We start from the raw sequence: 14113 nt of genomic DNA, 5'->3' as shown, positions 1-14113 counted from the left end.
TAGAAATTGTTAAAAGTGTACGGCAGTTATGCCACCAGTGATCGTCAAGTCATTGATGCGAATAGCGGCATACATCCGTAAGGTATACGTGGTTAACGCGCCCCGCTGGCGCTGGCCAGCCGGCTGGCGGTTTCCAAGAGGGGAATCCCGCGCGGGCGGCCAGAATGGCAACGTCCCAGCCCCCGCCGGCCGACCGGCGGGGGCCACGGGTTCTACTGCAGGCGCAGCGTGGCCACCTCACCGGGGGTGATCTTCGACGGGGCCGCGCCGAAGCGCGCGGTCACGTAGTTGGCCACCGCCGCGATCTCCTCATCCGAATAGGCGCCGGAGAAGCCCGGCATATAGGGACGGCCGGCGACCTGGGGGCCGGAGCCCTTCAGGATCATCAGGGCGACATTGGCCGCGCTGGGGTCGTTCACCGCCCGCTTCGCCGTGAGCTGAGCCTCCGCCGAATTGATGCCGGCGCCGCTCCAGGCGTGGCAGCTGGCGCAGGCGCCCTCGAACATGCGCTTGCCGTCCAGGTTGTCGGCCACGGTGGCGCCATGCTCCCAAGGGGCGGGGCCGGCCGGGGCGGGAAGGCCGGTGTGCACCGCCGGCACGCTTTGCAGATAGCTGCGCATCGCCGCGATGTCCGACGGGCTGAGTTTTGAAAAGCTCAACTCGACCGCCTCGCGCATGGGGCCCGAGGCGACGCCCTTGCCCTTGGCGTGGCCGTGGGCCAAGTAGGCGTCGATCTGCTCCGCCGACCAGCCGCCGATGCCCGACGTCGCGTCAGGGGTGATGTTGTAGGCGTTCCAGCCCTCCGCCTGGCCGCCGGCGAACTTGCGCCGGGTGTCCATGGCCTGGAACGGCGTGCGCGGCGTATGGCATTCGCCGCAGTGCGCCGCCCCCTCCACCAGATAGGCGCCTCGGTTCCACTCTGGCCCGCGCTCGGCCACCGGCCGGAAGCGGTGGTCGGGGTTGAACAGCATGCCCCAGAAGATCATCAGCCAGCGCTGATTGTAGGGAAAGGCGAAGGTGTCGGGCAGGTTCTCCCGCCGCACCGGCGCCAGGGAGAACAGATAGGCCTTGATGGCCAGCACGTCCTCATCCGTCATCATGGTGTACGACGCGTAGGGGAAGGCGGGGTAGAGATGCCGTCCCCCCGGCGCCACGCCCTTGTGCACCGCCTTCAGGAAGTCCGCGTCGCTCCAGCGGCCGATGCCCGTTTCCGCGTCCGGGGTGATGTTGGGGGTGTACAGCGTGCCGAAGGGCAGCTTGAACGGCCGGCCGCCGGCGTAGGGCACGCCGCCTTTGGCGGTATGGCAGGCCTGGCAGTCGGCGGCTGCGGTCAGATAGGCGCCCCGTTCCAGCAGGGCGGCGTCGGCCAGTTCCTTGGGCACGCCGGTGGGCGAGGGACCCTTGAAATCCGCCAGGTTGACTGGGTGGCCGCCGGCGAAATCCAGGGGGCCGGGCAGGAACGCCATCCGGGCCAGCACGGCGGCGCCCGCCACGACGATGATCCCGGCGGCCAGCAGGGCCGCCCTTTTCGTGCTTCCGCGCATCAGGTCCGCCCCCCCTTGGCCAACAGTGTCCGGTCTATGGGCATGCGCGTCAGTTGCACGCCCGTGGCGGCATAGATGGCGTTGGCCACGGCGGGCTGCACCGTGGTGGTGCCGGGCTCGCCAATGCCGCCGGGCGCTTCGGTGGATGGCACAAGGTGCACCTCCACCGCCGGCATCTCATCGATGCGGACGACGCGGTAATCGTGGAAATTGCTCTGCTGCACGCGCCCCTTCTCGAAGGTGATCTGGCCATGCAGGGCGGCGGACAGGCCGAAGACCAGCCCTCCTTGGATTTGCGAGATCACGCCATCCGGGTTCACCACCATGCCGCAATCGACGGCGGTGACCAGGCGGCGCACCCGCACGTCGCCGTCCTCCCGCACCGCCACCTCGGCGATGGTGGCGAGATAGCTGCCGAAGACCGTCTGCAGACAGATGCCCCGGCCCACGCGCCCGCCCGCCACGGCAGGCAGCGGCGCGGCCCAGCCGGCGCGCTCCGCCGCCGTGTTCAGCACCTGCAACGCCCGTGGGTTGGCGGCCAGCAGCGCGCGGCGGTATTCCAGCGGGTCGCTCTTGGTTTCCCGGGCCAGCCGATCGATGAAGCTTTCGACGGAGAAAACGGTGTTGTTGGGGCCCACACCGCGCCAGAAGCAGGTGGGCACCCCCTGGGGCTCGTGGCGGACGTACTCGACGTGGAATCCGCCGACGGCATAAGGCTGGTCGCTGGCGCCGTCGATGGCGTCGATGTCGATGCCCCCGGTGAAGGCCGGTGGCAGCCATCGGGCGATGACCGAGGGGCCCACCACCGTGTGGCGCCACGCCACCGGCTTGCCGTTCTCCAGCTTGGCGGACAGCCTGCTGCCATAGGTGGAACGGTACATCGCCTTCTGGATGTCCTCCTCCCGCGTCCAGACCACCTTCACCGGACCATCGACGTGGGCGGCGATGCGCACCGCCTTGTCGATCATGTCCACCTCCAGCCGGCGGCCGAAGCCGCCGCCCAGCAAATGGTTGTGGACGGTCACCTGCTCGGGCTTCAGGCCGGCGGCCTGCGCCGCCATGGCCTGGGCCTTGGTCATCACCTGGGTGCCGGTCCAGACATCGCAGGCGCCCGGCCGCAGATGCACCGTGCAGTTCATGGGCTCCATGGGCGCGTGCGCCAGGAAGGGCAGTTCGTAGCTGGCGCTGATCACGCCGGGGGCCCCCGGCTGCGCGTCCGCCCCTTCGTTTTTCACCGCCACGCCCGGCTGCTTCGCGGCCTCATGCATGGCCGCGCGCAGGCTGTCGGTGGACAGCGTGGCATTGGGCCCCTCGTTCCAGACGATGGCCAGCTTGTCCAACCCCTTCTTGGCCGCCCACATGTGATCGCCGACCACGGCCACCAAATCGTCCAGCACCACCACCTGCCGCACTCCCGGCACGGCGCGGGCCTGGGCGTCGTCCACGCTCTTGACCTTGCCGCCGGGTACAGGGCAACTGGCCAGCGTGGCGAACTTCACGCCCGGCGGCATGGCATCGATGCCGTATTGGGCGGAACCGTTGCCCTTGGCCTCGATGTCCAGCCGGGTCTGGGTCTTGCCCAGCAGGCGGAAGGTCTTGGGGTCCTTCAGCGGCGGGTCGGCGGGCGGGGTCAGGCGCGAGGCGGCGGTGGCCAGGTCGCCATAGGATAGGGAACGGCCGCTCGCGGTGTGCAGGACGGTGCCCTCCCGGGTTTCACAGGTGGCCGGCGCCACCTGCCAGCGCTTGGCCGCGGCCTCCACCAGCATGGCGCGCGCGGCGGCGCCGGCCTTGCGCATGGGGGTCCAATAGGCGCGAACGGAGGTGGAACCGCCCGTGGCCTGGATCTTGAAGATGGGGTTGCCGTAAAGCGCGTCGCTGGCGGGGGCCGCCTCCAGCCGGATAGCGGCGAGGGGCAGGTCCAGCTCCTCCGCGATGATCATGGTGAGGGCGGTGTAGATGCCCTGGCCCATTTCCACCTGGGGCATGATCAGGGTCGCGGCGCCATCGCCGGCGATGCGGATGAAGGCGTCGGGCGCGAACACGGCCGGGGCGTCCTCGCGCGCCACCGCCAGGCGGCCCATCGGCAGGTCCACGGCCAGCAGCAGGCCGCCGTAGGTCAGGCCGCGCAACACATTGCGGCGGGAGGTGCCGGGCGTGGAAAGATGCTTGTCCATCATGCACCTCAAGCCAGGGAAGCGGCGTGCTTCACGCCCTCGCGGATGCGGACGTAGGTGCCGCAACGACAGATGTTGCCCGCCAGGGCGGCGTCGATGTCGGCGTCGCTGGGCGTGGGGGTCTGCGCCAGCAACGCCGCGGCCGACATGATCTGGCCGGACTGGCAGTAGCCGCACTGGGCCACCTGCAGGTCCATCCAGGCCTTCTGCACCTTGGCGCCGGCCGGGGTTGCGCCAATGCCTTCGATGGTGACGACGGCCATGCCCCCCACGTCTCCGACGGCCAGCTGGCAGGAGCGCACCGGGGTTCCGTCCAGATGGACGGTGCAGGCGCCGCATTGGGCGACGCCGCACCCGAACTTCGTGCCCGTCATGCCCAGGATGTCACGCAACACCCAGAGCAGCGGCGTGTCCTGCTCCACATCCACATCGTGGACGGTGCCGTTGATCGAAAGCTTGACCATGGATTTTCTCCGTCTTGGCGGCCGGCGGCCTTGGTCCATTCGCGACCGGCACCGCCTGCGGTGGCGGCGCCCGGCCGGACGGTGGCGCGTCCTGGAGTTTCGCGCAAAACGGTGAGGTTCCGGAATTATACCGCGACCTGGTGAGCGATCCGTCGGCGGGATGCCGCCATGCTGAGATGGCATGATAAGTTATTGCAATATATAATAAATCACCGCTTTCCGCCGCCGCCGCGTACGGTTCGTTGCCGGCTGTGCAACGAGATTCTCGCGTGGTGCGGCGCCATCTCCGGCGGCGGGTGACCGTCAACGCCGCACGTCGACGATGGCGACCGCTGTGCAGCGTGGTGGTCTCAGTCGGCTGCGGTCGCCGATACGACACGGCTCAGCGGCAGCCACAGGGTGAAGCGCGTGCCCGTGGGACCGGAATTCCACGCGACCGTGCCGCCCAGGGCCTGGGCGCGGCGCTGCTGATTGCGTAGGCCCCGCCCGGAGGGGGAGGCCAGGGTCGCGTCCGCGTCGAAGCCCCGGCCGTCATCCTCGATGGTGACGCGCACGCCGGCCACATCTCCCCGGGCGTCGGGGGAAGTACCCAGGCGGATGCGGCTGGCCTGGGCATGGTGCAGGATGTTGGCGATGCCCTCCTGCAGGATACGCAGGATGTGCAGCGCGCTGGACGGCTCCAGCCATTCCAGGGTCGGCAGGTCCCGCACGTCCCACACCAGGGTGATGCCCGAGCCCTCCAGCCGCGGTTCCAGCCGATAGCGCAGCGAAGCCAGCAGCAACAGCAGATCGGCGTCCACCGGTTCCATGGAATCGATGGCCAGCTTGAGGTCGTCCAGGCAGCCCTTGAGGATTTGCGAGACCTTGGCGTCGTCCACGGCGCCCGTCTCGACGGAGCGGATGGCGCTGATCAGCGAGGCGCCCACACCGTCGTGCATGTCCTGCATCAGGCGCTGGCGCTCCTCACTGATGGTCTGCCGCCGCTCGGCCTCGCGCAGGCGCTGGTGGCTCAGTTCCAGTTCGGCTTCGCGGGTGCGCAGCCGTTCCGCGAGGCCGGCGTTCACCCGCTCCACCTCCGCGATGGCGGCGACATAGCGACGGTACAACACGGTGCCGCACATGGCGAAGGTCACGGCGTTGGTGTAGGCGCCCAGGAACCATCCTTCGGGGCTCAGCACGTGGTTGTGCATCATCCAGTCGGTCTGGCCCAGTACGGTGCAGACGGCAAGGCCCCCGGCCAGCAGCCTCGCCTCGGGGAACCGGCGCCAGGCGCACGCCACGCCCACCACGCTGACCGTGGCCGCCATCACCAGGGCCACGGCGTAGATGCGGGGGACGATGACCGGCGTGCTGGGCAGCACCGGCAGGACGCCGACCATGGGCAGGGTCAGAAGGGTGAGGATGCTGGTCACGCCCATCACGGCGGCCGTCAACAGGATCAGCGGCCGGCCATGCAACATCCGCAGGAAGAGATGCAGGATGACGATCAGCCAGAACAGGGCGTTGATGGTCAGCCAGGCGAACCAGTCGCTGGTGATGGGCACATCCAGGTAGAAATGCAGATGGGCCGCGAACGAGATGGCGGCCAGGCCGAAGAACAGCAGATAGCCGGTGTCGTGCCGGCGCCGGAACCAGACGAACAGGGCGAAGACGCCCACAGCCAGGAAGGCCGAGTTCAGCGCCATGGGCAGTTCACGCTGCAGCAGCTGGCGCAGGCGGTGGCGGATGTTCAATGCCGGCTCCGGCCCCAGCCACAGGGTGGACAGGGCCACCGGCGTGGTCGGGGCGTGGTCCAGGCGGACCAGGATGTCCTTCGGCGGCGGGCCGCCGGCGTCCTGATCCAACACCACCCATAGGGGCGTGAACAGGCCGTTCCACGGGCGACCCTGCCGCTGTTGCCACTCCACCAGCCTGCCGTTCACGTAGATGGCATAGGGACCGTCGGTGTCGATGCGGGCTCCGTACAGGGCCATCGGGCCGGGGCCTGCCGCCAGGTCGCGCGCCGACAACCGGATCCAGGTGGTGGCGGGGTAGCCGGATGCCATGGCCGGTACCGTTTGATCGACCGGCACCATGGGTTCGGCGTAAGGCAGGCTGATCGGCCGCCAGGTGCCGGTCGGCGGCCGGCCGTCCAGCGTCGCGGGCGGCCGGGACGGCGTGTCATCGTTGGCGATCAGGATCTCGGCCCGTGTCAGGCGCATGGTCTTCCCCGGTGCCCCGATCACGTCATGGATTCCGGCGATCAGCAGCGACATCACGGAGAACAGCAGGATGGCGGCGGCCAGCAGGGAGGCGGGGCGGTACGTCATCAGCGGCGGTCGCGCAGCCAGGGGGTCAACTGTTCAGCAAGCCCAGTGTCCTGGCCTCGTAAATGGCTTCCGCCTTCGAGGTGACCTCCAGCTTGCTGTAGATGCGCCGCACGAAGGTGCGCACGGTGAAGTGCGACAAGTCCAGCATCCGCGCCACCTCCACGGTGGTGAAGCCCTTGGTGATGAGGGACAGCACCTCCTTCTCGCGCGGAGACAGCAGGGACGGGGCCTCTTCCGGAGCATCCGTTTTGGCCGGGCCGGCCTCGGCCTTGGGCGGCGGTGCCAGGTCCGTCCCCCGGTCGCGGAAGCGCAGCAGGATCTGTCGCGCGATGATGGGGCTGATGGGGCTGCCGCCGGCGGCCAGGCTGCGGATTTCATCGACGATGCGGGCCGGCGCGCTGTCTTTCAACAGGTAGCCCGCCGCTCCGGCCTCGATCGACCGCATGACGTGCGTCTCATCGCCGAAGCTGGAACTGACCATGATGCTGCATTCCGGCCAGCGCTGGGCGGCGGTGCGGATGATGTCGATGCCGCTGCCGTCCGGCAAACCCAGGTCGACCAGCAACACGTCGGCCGGCGGCCCGTCCAGCAGGGCCAGCCCGTCGGCCCGGGTGACGGCAACGCCCACCAGCCGCAGGTCGGCCGCGGTCTTGACCGCCTGGCGCAGCGCATCCAGGAAACCCGCGTCGTCCTCAACGATCGCGACGGCCACGCGGGACGATGCCGGGGCTGTGGTGGGCATGGGCTGCATAAGGGACACTGCCATACAGGGGTGTGCGACAGCCAGTGTCGCGCGTTTGTTCTACAGACAAGATCCGGCCCCGTAAATACTCTCACACGAGATCGGCAGCCAGTACATGGGGGTGCCAATAACGGTACGAAGATGACCGGTATTGGGCAAGCAGTCGGCTGCGCCACTCGACGACGGGGGAGTATGGGGATGAACGGGCAAGAAAACCAGAAGATCACTAGCCGTGTCATCGCGAAGGCCTGGGCCGATGAAGGTTACAAGACCAAGTTGCTGGCCGACCCGGCCGCGATCCTGAAGGCCGAAGGCCTGGATCTGCCGGCCGGCATCACGTTCAAGGTGGTTGAGGACACGGCTACCGTGCAGACGCTGGTGCTGCCGGCCCGGCCGGCGGAGATGTCCGATGAGGACCTGGACCGGGCCGCGGGCGGCGCCTGTAGCTGGTGCGTTTTCTGCGAACTCAGCCTGTGAGTTTCGCGGTCCCGTCCTATGGGAACCGGCACATCCTTTTGAGATCGAGGAGAGACGAGATGGTGGGTGAAGACAGCGCCCGGGCCTATGGCCGGGTCGTGGCCAAGGCTTGGTCCGACGATGGGTTCAAGGCCCGGCTGATGGCCGATCCGGTGGCGATCCTGCAGGCCGAGGGCCTGGCCATTCCGCCGGGCCTGACGGTGACGGTGCTGGAGAACACGCCGACCCGGTACACCCTGGTGCTGCCGGCCCGGCCGACGGACTTGGCGGATGAGGATCTGGACGAAGTCGCGGGCGGCTGGTGCGGCTGCGTCATGTCCAGCGACTTTTGCCTCTAAGGCCTCAACCGGCGGGGTGGGACATGACGGGGAACACCGATAACGCATACGGCAAGGTCGTCGCCAAGGCGTGGACCGATGCCGCTTTCAAGGCGCGCCTGCTGGCCGACCCGGCCGGCACGCTGGCGGCCGAAGGAATGGCGGTGCCGCCCGGCGTCCGCCTGACGGTGATCGAGGATACCGCCACCGTCCAGACCCTGGTGCTGCCGTCCCGGCCGGCGGATCTGTCCGACGACGACCTGGCGGGCATCGCGGGCGGAACCCCCTGGCCCCGCTGCATGTGCGGGCCCTGACGGCACGTTCGCAACGATCTGTAAGGAATGACGACATGACGAACGAAGAGACCGCGAAGATCACCGGCAAGATCATCGCGAAAGCCTGGGTCGATGACGGCTTCAAGGCCCGCCTGCTGGCCGATCCGGCCGCAGTGCTGCAGGCCGAGGGCCTGGACCTCCCGGAAGGCGTCACCTTCCAGATCGTGGAGGATGGCGCCGGCGTCCAGACCCTGGTGCTGCCGGCCCGGCCGTCGGAATTGTCGGACGAGGATCTCGGCGGCGTGGCCGGCGGCCGGCCGGTCCCCGGACCGGGGGTTCCGCCCAAGCTCTACACCTTCTGACGCCTTGGGTCCGGGCAACTCCTGAACGTCCCGGCGCGTCCTTCGTCGGATCACTTCCTGTAAAACGGCGGCTAAAAACCTCGGGGGAAGGGCGCGATGCTGACCGCGAACACTCTCAACCAGATCATCGCCAAGGCTTGGGCCGATGACCGTTTCAAAGACCGGCTGCTGATCGATCCGGCCGCTGTCCTGGCTGCGGAAGGCGTCGACTTCCCGGCGGGCGTGACCGTCAGCGTGGTGGAGAACACCGCCACGCACCTCAACCTGATCCTGCCGGCTCCGCCCACCGACCTGTCCGACGATCAACTGGATGGCATCGGCGGCGGCTTCGGCTGGTGCTTCACCCTATAAGATCCGGTGCTGTGCCGGATCATGCAAGGAACAGTGACATGACGAACGAAGAGAACCTGAAGATCACCGGCAAGATCATCGCCAAGGCCTGGGCTGATGAGGGCTACAAGGCCCGGCTGCTGGCCGATCCCGCCGCCGTGCTGGCGGCCGAGGGCGTCGATCTGCCGGCGGGCGTCACCTTCAAGGTGGTGGAGGATACCGCCGCCGTCCAGACCCTGGTGCTGCCGGCGCGGCCGGCGGACATGTCCGATGACGACCTGGACACCGCCGCTGGGGGATTTATGTGCGTCGGTCCCAGCAGCTGCATGTTCAGCCTTTAAGGCCTCGGTCGAGACGCCCGGTGGCGGTGCATGCCGCCACCGGAGTGGTGCCCCGCACGCTGTGACATCCGCAAAGGAAGAGGGAAATGCTGAACGAAGAGAACGCCAAGGTTGGCGGCCGCATCATCGCCAAGGCCTGGACCGACCAAGGCTTCAAGGCCCGGCTGCTGGCCGACCCGGCGGCGGTGCTGAAGGCCGAGGGGGTGGAGGTGCCGGCCGGCGTCACCCTGAACGTGGTGGAGAACAGCGGGACGGCCTACACCCTGGTGCTGCCGGCCCGGCCCACCGACCTGTCCGACGAGGATTTGGACAACACCGCCGCCGGCGCCATCCTGTGCGTCATCCCCTGCGGCTCGACGTTCTGAAGCCCGCCATGACGGAGGCGGAAAGCGACGCGGCGATCGACGACATCATCGCCAAGGCTTGGGGGGACGAGGCCTACCGGGCCCGATTGCTGGCCGATCCCGCGGCGGCCCTGAGGGAGGAGGGCGTTGACTTGCCGGTCGGCGCTCTCGTCCGGGTGCTGCAGGACACCGCCACCGCTCAGACCCTGGTGCTGCCGATGCGGCCCCTGGATTTGGTCGAGGACGCGCTGGAGGGTACGGCCGGCGCCCTGTCCGCCGTCTGTTACGACAGCTTCATGCAATGGCCATGAGGGACGGGATGAACCAGGGGAACGCCGCCGTCACCGGCCGGATCGTCGCAAGGGCCTGGGCTGACGACGCCTTCAAGGCGCGCCTGCTGGCCGATCCGGAGGCGGTGTTGCGGGACGAGGGGGTCGATCTGCCCGCCAGCGTCACCGTCCGGGTGGCGGTGGATACGGACGCCGTCCGGACCCTGGTGCTGCCGGCCAAGCCCGTGGACCTAACGGAAGAGGAATTGGGCCGCGTCGTGGGCGGGGGCGACCCCTCCTACTGCGCCAACTGGTGCCTGTGTTGCGCCAACTGCGCCATCTGACCGGGCTTGCATAGCCATTCAACCCCTGACCGCGAGAGGAATTGCGCCATGACCCATGAAGAGAAAGCCAAAGCCTATGGCCGTGTCGTCGCCAAGGCCTGGGCTGACGACGCCTTCAAGGCCCGTCTTAAGGCCGACCCCGTGACCGTCCTGCGGGGCGAGGGGGTGGACATTCCGGCGGGCATGGCCGTCACCGTGGCGGAGAACACCGACACCGCCTACACGCTGGTCCTGCCGGCCCGGCCGGCCGACCTCAGCGATGAGGAGCTGGACGTGGTGTCCGGCGGCTTCGACCTGGCCGCCCATTCGGCCTGCGCGCCGATGTTCTGACCACCCCTGACCACACGAACGCGGCGCCGTACCCATGTTGAGAATTCCCACCCTGAAGGCGCACCTGCGCGCAGCCGTCATCCCCGGCGAAGGCGTCCTGCTGTTGAGCGAGGACGGTGCCAAGGTGCTGCACGGCGCCGCGTACGAAAAGGTCGTGCCCCTGATCGACGGCCGGCGCACGGCCGATGACATCGCCGACGCCCTGGCCGGGCAGGTGGACGCCGCGCGCGTCTACTTCGCCCTGGCCCGGATGGAGGAACAGGGTCACCTGGCGGCGCCGGCACCGGACCTCGCCCCGTCCCTGGCCGGCTTTTGGCAGGCGGCGGGCGCCGATGCGCGGGCGGCGCGGGACGCGCATGCCACCCGCCGCGTGGCGCTCATGACGGTCGGTGGCGTGGACGCGGCCCCCCTTCGGGCGGCGCTGGCGACGGCGGGCTTGGCGGAAGAAGGACCGGAGGCGGCCGATCTGTGGATCGTCCTGGCCGACGACTATCTGCGGCCCGGCCTGCGGGACATCAACGCCCGGGCGCTGGCGGCGGAGCGCCCCTGGCTGCTGGCGCGGGCAGGCGGGCGGGAGCAATGGCTGGGCCCCTATTTCCAGCCCGGCACCACCGCCTGCTGGGAATGCCTGCAGCGGCGGCTGGCGCGCAATCGGGCCACCCACCGCTTCGCGGCGGCCAAGCTGGACATTCAAGGCCCGCTGGTGCCGCCTGTGGGGCTGCCCATCGCGCTGGCCGCCACCTGCCACGCCGTGGCGCTGGAGGCGGCGTTGATCCTGGCGGGCCTACCCAGCGCCCTGAAGGGCCAGGTGGCCAGCCGCGACTGGGTGAGCCATGCCCAGCAGATCCACGTCTTGACCCGCAACCCTGTCTGTCCCGCCTGCGGCACGGCGGCGGAGCCGGTGGCCCGCCCCATGGCGCTGGGCGCCGGCCAGGCGGCCTTCCAGGTCGATGGCGGCCACCGCAGCGTGTCGCCGGAAGCGACGCTGGCGGCCTACCAGCATCTGGTCAGCCCCATCACCGGCGTGGTCAACGTGTTGCAACCCGCGACGCCGCCGGACGAGACGCTGGCCCATGTCTATGTCGCGGGCTCCAACGCCGCGCGGCCCATCGGCAGCCTGCGGGATTTGAAGCGCAGCCTGCGCAGCAGCAGCGCCGGCAAGGGTGTGTCCGAGGTCCAGGCCAAGGTCAGCGCCCTGTGCGAGGCGCTGGAGCGCAGCAGCGGCGAGATCGCCGGCGACGAGGTGCGGGTGCGCCGGGCCTGGCGGGACTGGCCGGCGGGGGAGGCCATCCACCCCAACGCGGTCATGGGTTACAGCGACGCCCAGTTCGCCGACCGCGAGGCGCAGAACGCCAAGCAATCGGTCTTCAACATCACGCCCCTTCCGCTGCCCGATGACCACGCCGTGGATTGGACGCCCCTGTGGTCGCTGACCGAGAAACGGTTCAAGCACCTGCCGACGCAACTGGTCTATTACGGCGTCGATGGTGGGCGCAGCGGTCCGGACTTCTACGCCATGGGCTGTTCCAACGGCAACGCCGCGGGCAACACCCGGGAGGAAGCGTTGCTGCAAGGCTTCTTCGAACTGGTGGAGCGGGATGCCACCGCGCTGTGGTGGTACAACCGCCTGCGCCGCCGGGGTGTCGCGACCGACACCTTCAATGATCCCTACCTGCCGCGCATCGCCCGGCATTACCGGGAAAAGCATGGGCGGGAAACCTGGGCGCTGGACCTGACGTCGGACCTGGGCATCCCAGTGTTCGTGGCCCTGTCCCGTGAGGTCAACGCCCCGCAGGAACGCATCCTGTTCGGCCTGGGCTGCCATTTGGACGCCCGCATCGCCCTGCAGCGCGCCTATGCCGAGATGAACCAGATGATGGGCCTGGCCACCGCCGAGGTGGAGGGCAAGATCGAGGATCCGGAGACGCTGCACTGGCTGCAGACGGCCACGCTGGAGAACCAGCCCTATCTGGCGCCCGACCCCACCCAGGCGCCGGCGCGGCATGAGGACTTCCCCGTGCAGCACAGCGGCGACTTCTTGGCCGACATCAACCACTGCCTGTCCATCCTGGACCGTGCCGGCCTGGAGATGCTGGTGCTCGACCAGACGCGGGCCGAGTTGGGCCTGCCGGTGGTCAAGGTAGTCGTCCCCGGCCTGCGCCACTTCTGGGCGCGGTTCGCCCCGGGCCGGCTGTACGACGTGCCCATACGCATGGGCTGGCTGGAGCGGCCGCTGGCCGAGGCCGATCTCAACCCCATTCCCATCTTCGTGTGAGGGACCCGCCATGAGTGAGTTTTCCGAAAGCCTTTCCCTGCCCGGCGGCCTGCATCTGGAGGCCTCCGAGGAGCGGTTTCGTCTGCATCGCTTGCCGCCGTGGCAGCCGGGCCCGGCCGACAGCCTGTCGACGCAAGGCTCGGCACGGGCGACGCGACAACTGATGTCCGGCGCCATGTACGCCGGCTTCTCCGCCGCCGTGGCGGCGGCCACCGGGCCCCGACCGTTGTCGGCGGAGCGCGACCTGTTCCTGCGCTACGTTCACGGCCTGGCCGCCGGCTGGCGCACCACGGGCGTCACGCCGGGCGCCATGCGCCGCGCGGCCGACCGGCTGGAGGAGCGGGGCCAGCACGCGGTCGCCGCCCACTGTCGCCACGTGGCGGAGGAGGAGACGGGCCATGACACCCTGGCCTGGCTGGACATCGAGGCTTTGGGCTTGCCGGCCGCGACCTTCGTGGAACGCCTCCGCCCCCGCACGGCCATCGCTTTGGCGGAACGGCACCGGGAGTTGGCGGAGGCGGCGGAGCCCATCGCCGTGCTGGGCTATGCCTATGTCCTGGAACGCACCAGCCTGAACGTGACCGCCGAGGTCATCGCCGAGGTGGAGGCCGCCTTGCCGGCCGGCGTCTTCGCCACCCGCTGCCTGCGGGTGCACAGCGCCGTGGGCAGCGACATCGGCCATGTGGACGAAAGCCTGGAGTTCATCGCCGGCCTGGCCGCGCGGGACCGGGCCATCATCGCGCGGGAGGCGTTCAACACCGCCCGCGTCATGGGCGGCGGCGACGACTACCCCGGCGACGACGCCATGCGCGGCCTGCTGACCGAGCTTATGCAGCCGACACCGGCGCTGGCCTGCGCCTGACCATCACGACACAAGAGAAGGGGAGAAGAGCATGCAGACCGATGACAATGCCAAGGCCTACGGCAAGATCGTGGCCAAGGCCTGGAGCGACGATACCTACAAGGCGCGGCTGCTGGCCGATCCGGCGGCCGTGCTGGCGGCGGAGGGGGTGGCGCTTCCTACCGGGGTGGCCTTCCGCGTGGTGGAGAACACCGACACCGCCTACACCCTGGTCCTGCCGGCCAAGCCCACGGACATCAGCGACACCGATCTGGACGCCGTCGCCGGCGGGCGCTTCGCCTTCTCCTGCGGTGGTCCCGCCGTGGTGAAGCCCAAGCCCCCCGGCAATCCCACCCGGCGGTGCATTTGAGCGTA

The 14113-nt window shown here is 69.2% G+C and carries 18 protein-coding genes; 13 read left to right on the top strand and 5 right to left on the bottom strand.

The genetic code is table 11. The annotated features are described in order from the left end of the window. Window positions 1-212 precede the first annotated feature (212 nt). The 5 genes from UAA55_RS00500 to UAA55_RS00480 form a co-directional block, all read right to left on the bottom strand. Window positions 213-1544 carry a cytochrome c gene (locus UAA55_RS00500; protein WP_322950715.1) on the bottom strand — a complete coding sequence of 444 codons (1332 nt, stop codon included), beginning with the start codon at window positions 1542-1544 and terminating at the stop codon, window positions 213-215. Then, window positions 1544-3721 (bottom strand): xanthine dehydrogenase family protein molybdopterin-binding subunit, encoded by a 2178-nt coding sequence (locus UAA55_RS00495; RefSeq protein ID WP_322950714.1) that lies wholly within the window; start codon window positions 3719-3721, stop codon window positions 1544-1546. The genes UAA55_RS00500 and UAA55_RS00495 overlap by 1 nt, the downstream gene beginning before the upstream one ends. 5 nt (window positions 3722-3726) lie before the next feature. Further along, window positions 3727-4182 carry a (2Fe-2S)-binding protein gene (locus UAA55_RS00490; RefSeq protein WP_322950713.1) on the bottom strand — a complete coding sequence of 152 codons (456 nt, stop codon included), beginning with the start codon at window positions 4180-4182 and terminating at the stop codon, window positions 3727-3729. A 350-nt stretch (window positions 4183-4532) separates the two neighbouring features. After that, window positions 4533-6491 carry a sensor histidine kinase gene (locus tag UAA55_RS00485; RefSeq protein ID WP_322950712.1) on the bottom strand — a complete coding sequence of 653 codons (1959 nt, stop codon included), beginning with the start codon at window positions 6489-6491 and terminating at the stop codon, window positions 4533-4535. Window positions 6492-6516: 25 nt separating this feature from the next. Next, window positions 6517-7233 carry a response regulator transcription factor gene (locus UAA55_RS00480; protein WP_322950711.1) on the bottom strand — a complete coding sequence of 239 codons (717 nt, stop codon included), beginning with the start codon at window positions 7231-7233 and terminating at the stop codon, window positions 6517-6519. A 198-nt stretch (window positions 7234-7431) separates the two neighbouring features. Here UAA55_RS00480 and UAA55_RS00475 point away from each other — a divergent pair, with 198 nt between their 5' ends. The 13 genes from UAA55_RS00475 to UAA55_RS00415 all read left to right on the top strand — a co-directional run bounded on the left by UAA55_RS00475 (window position 7432) and on the right by UAA55_RS00415 (window position 14108). Next, window positions 7432-7710, top strand: a complete 279-nt coding sequence (locus UAA55_RS00475) for an NHLP leader peptide family RiPP precursor (protein ID WP_322950710.1) — start codon at window positions 7432-7434, stop codon at window positions 7708-7710. Between the two features lie 59 nt (window positions 7711-7769). Further along, a complete protein-coding gene (locus tag UAA55_RS00470; protein ID WP_322950709.1) occupies window positions 7770-8048 on the top strand; it encodes an NHLP leader peptide family RiPP precursor in 279 nt (92 codons plus the stop codon). Window positions 8049-8071: 23 nt separating this feature from the next. Further along, entirely contained in the window at window positions 8072-8341 is a 270-nt protein-coding gene (locus tag UAA55_RS00465) for an NHLP leader peptide family RiPP precursor (RefSeq protein WP_322950708.1), read from the top strand. A 35-nt stretch (window positions 8342-8376) separates the two neighbouring features. Further along, window positions 8377-8664, top strand: coding sequence for an NHLP leader peptide family RiPP precursor (locus UAA55_RS00460; protein ID WP_322950707.1), 288 nt, complete (start codon window positions 8377-8379; stop codon window positions 8662-8664). 96 nt (window positions 8665-8760) lie between these two features. After that, window positions 8761-9015, top strand: a complete 255-nt coding sequence (locus UAA55_RS00455; protein WP_322950706.1) for an NHLP leader peptide family RiPP precursor — start codon at window positions 8761-8763, stop codon at window positions 9013-9015. A 38-nt stretch (window positions 9016-9053) separates the two neighbouring features. Continuing rightward, complete coding sequence (locus UAA55_RS00450; protein WP_322950705.1) at window positions 9054-9335, top strand: NHLP leader peptide family RiPP precursor; 282 nt, start codon at window positions 9054-9056, stop codon at window positions 9333-9335. A gap of 86 nt (window positions 9336-9421) precedes the next feature. Beyond that, complete coding sequence (locus UAA55_RS00445; protein ID WP_322950704.1) at window positions 9422-9700, top strand: NHLP leader peptide family RiPP precursor; 279 nt, start codon at window positions 9422-9424, stop codon at window positions 9698-9700. A gap of 8 nt (window positions 9701-9708) precedes the next feature. Next, window positions 9709-9990 carry an NHLP leader peptide family RiPP precursor gene (locus tag UAA55_RS00440; protein ID WP_322950703.1) on the top strand — a complete coding sequence of 94 codons (282 nt, stop codon included), beginning with the start codon at window positions 9709-9711 and terminating at the stop codon, window positions 9988-9990. An 8-nt stretch (window positions 9991-9998) separates the two neighbouring features. After that, a complete protein-coding gene (locus UAA55_RS00435; RefSeq protein WP_322950702.1) occupies window positions 9999-10292 on the top strand; it encodes an NHLP leader peptide family RiPP precursor in 294 nt (97 codons plus the stop codon). A 48-nt stretch (window positions 10293-10340) separates the two neighbouring features. Further along, the gene (locus UAA55_RS00430) at window positions 10341-10622 is read left to right on the top strand and encodes an NHLP leader peptide family RiPP precursor (protein ID WP_322950701.1); all 282 of its coding nucleotides are present in this window, start codon (window positions 10341-10343) and stop codon (window positions 10620-10622) included. A gap of 34 nt (window positions 10623-10656) precedes the next feature. Beyond that, a complete protein-coding gene (locus tag UAA55_RS00425; protein ID WP_322950700.1) occupies window positions 10657-12897 on the top strand; it encodes a TOMM precursor leader peptide-binding protein in 2241 nt (746 codons plus the stop codon). Between the two features lie 10 nt (window positions 12898-12907). After that, entirely contained in the window at window positions 12908-13759 is an 852-nt protein-coding gene (locus UAA55_RS00420; RefSeq protein WP_322950699.1) for a hypothetical protein, read from the top strand. Window positions 13760-13790: 31 nt separating this feature from the next. Further along, the gene (locus UAA55_RS00415) at window positions 13791-14108 is read left to right on the top strand and encodes an NHLP leader peptide family RiPP precursor (RefSeq protein ID WP_322950698.1); all 318 of its coding nucleotides are present in this window, start codon (window positions 13791-13793) and stop codon (window positions 14106-14108) included. Window positions 14109-14113 lie beyond the last annotated feature (5 nt).

The organism is Nitrospirillum guanabarense (assembly GCF_034653355.1).
Lineage (GTDB): Bacteria > Pseudomonadota > Alphaproteobacteria > Azospirillales > Azospirillaceae > Nitrospirillum.
Note: the sequence above shows the minus strand (reverse complement) of the source record. Positions and strands in the feature narration are given on the sequence as shown.